This window comes from Pseudoalteromonas sp. G5_S1_54_S4, from assembly GCF_054968565.1.
The window spans coordinates 1-2,150 of record NZ_JBQKUL010000110.1 but is presented as its reverse complement, the minus strand read 5'-3'; the positions used below and the strand labels follow the sequence as shown (position 1 = coordinate 2,150).

The window sequence follows — 2,150 nt, the reverse complement described above, 5'->3', positions numbered from 1 at the left end:
AGAGTTAACAGAGAAATACTTAAAAGATATGAATCCATCTCTGTGCATCGCAAAGCGCCTCGGGATTCTCTGTGGTGCAAAAACTGTTTTTATCAGTAAATGTCTTTTGTAGCAGCGATTTCATATCGCGTATTTATGGGCATTAGCATTTTACTCGCGCCTCGTAGCCCGAAGCCTCCCATCCACTTCTCTTTGTTAAATAAGGTCTTTTAGTGATTTATGCACAAAGAGGGCGAAGAGGCGCTACGCTTTTAGAGGAAGATATAAACCAAAGCTTTTTTTAGCTAGTCACTGCCATATAGTGCCACGTTATCTTTGCTGAGTATGTAAGGTGACAATTTATAGTAAACAAAGAACCAGCCTAATATGGCTAATATTACGCCTAAACCATATTTGCTAAAAATTGGAATATACATTATCAATGTAAACACGACTGCCGAATACAATAAAAATATAGCCCAAAATAATTTTGAGCTGATAAGTTTCAATCTCGTCTTGCAATTGGCACATTTAAAGTAAAACGGAAATACAGATAAAGAAAAGCTGAAAACATCTAATTTATGTTCACAGCGAGGGCATTGACTCATAAATTTCCATGTTATTCATTTTCTAATTTACTTGATTTAACAACATCTTCGCCAGCTTCTATGTATAGAAAGCTTTTATCGATCTTATTTTTTCTTTGCATACTTTCCATAAAGTGTAGTGGCGCAATTTCGGTTTTAAATGTGCTCCAAAATACAAAATCTAGTTTACTTAGTATTGTACACAAACTCTCCAGTACAGGATTATCTGGAAATTCATATGGCCCAGACGAATACTTAACGTTAGATTTGTACCTAATATAAAAGTACTTGTCATTTACTCTCGATCCTACCTTGGGATGCTTATAGTACTTTATTGAATAGTCACCGAATTCCTCTAGAACAGATTGCTCTTCTACTAATAGCGTTATCTCGTTTTCACTAATCCATTTTACGACATTCATAAGATCATACCTTGTATCACGCTTTGTTAAGTTTCACTTTCGTCCTCAGCCTCTTCATTATTACTACTAAATTTTTCTATTAAAAAACTAATTGGGGATTTGATGATTTTATGTATTTTTAGCGCTTTTGAAGCAAAAGAGTCTACTTTTTCAAGCAAGCCTCCTAACTTTTTTATTACTTCATCATTGTCACTTTTAGCTTTCTTAAGCTCTTCTTGATTAGCGACAACAGCACCGATTGCTCCTTGGAGCGCTTCTTTTAAACCTTTCGCGCCTTTAATTTGATACAAGCTTATCGCATTTCTAATACGCTGAACTTCTTCTAATAAAGTAAGTCTGAGAACACTTGGTAAGGTTGAGCTATATAATGAACTGTATAGGTCGTCAGTTTTTTTAATGATATCGGCTAAATCTTCGTCTGATAATGTTTCTTCTGAGTAAAAACCTGATAGCTCTTGTGCACAAAACTGCAGCCTAGTTAACGCTTCATCTGTTAAGTGATTTTTTGCACCTTGCCAAGTTGTTGCTAAGTTGAGCGGGAAAAAAGCCATGTCAATTCTATTGAATGACGATAAATAAAGTTCATGATTTAAATTATCATTCATTTTAATAAGTGATTGTATTTCTTGTGAAAGTGAATATAACTCAATTACTGACTTAGTCACTACAATATCATTTTCCTCTACTCCTAGAGCTTTACTCCAAACAACTTTGACTTTTTGATTGTCTGGTTGCTTTTTCGCACTAGACAAAATTTTATGTAATCTACCAGCAGGATTTGATTCATCTATCACTGAAATTTAACTCCATAGTATCCGTGAAACTTAACGCCCCAATAAGGGGCTAAAAATTGTTTGCTAAAATGTGTAGCGAAGCGAAACCGAGCAAACTGTTTTTAGTCCCGCTTAATTGGCTTGTTATATGTACATTACTCATTTTATTGGATTTTTATTTAACCGTAGTTTTGTTTTAACTACAAGAATTAATGTAGGAAGTTGTAATACCAAGAATGAAAACCCTAAGCCTTTAACTGAAAATTCAGCTGACCCAGTAAAAATAAGAACCATTGATAAAACAATCCAAATTACAAAGAAAAATAAGCCGTAACCGATCAATGATTTGAATACTATTTGATTATCTGGCGACATACTTTCCTGTACAT

General features: G+C 34.2%; 3 protein-coding genes. All 3 read right to left on the bottom strand.

What is annotated here, in order from left to right; all coding sequences use genetic code 11:
- Positions 1 to 598 precede the first annotated feature (598 nt).
- On the bottom strand, positions 599 to 988 hold the full coding sequence (locus ACTRWE_RS19095) for a hypothetical protein (RefSeq protein WP_462880522.1): 390 nt from the start codon (positions 986 to 988) through the stop codon (positions 599 to 601).
- Positions 989 to 1,014: 26 nt separating this feature from the next.
- Complete coding sequence (locus tag ACTRWE_RS19090; protein ID WP_462880521.1) at positions 1,015 to 1,782, bottom strand: hypothetical protein; 768 nt, start codon at positions 1,780 to 1,782, stop codon at positions 1,015 to 1,017.
- A gap of 138 nt (positions 1,783 to 1,920) precedes the next feature.
- Positions 1,921 to 2,150, bottom strand: a 230-nt coding sequence (locus tag ACTRWE_RS19085) for a hypothetical protein (protein ID WP_462880520.1), incomplete at its 5' end; no start/stop codon positions are given.

Coding starts and splice junctions, on each gene's coding strand:
- ACTRWE_RS19095 (WP_462880522.1), bottom strand. CDS start 988: ATGAATGTCGTAAAATGGATTAGTGAAAACGAGATAACGCTATTAGTA.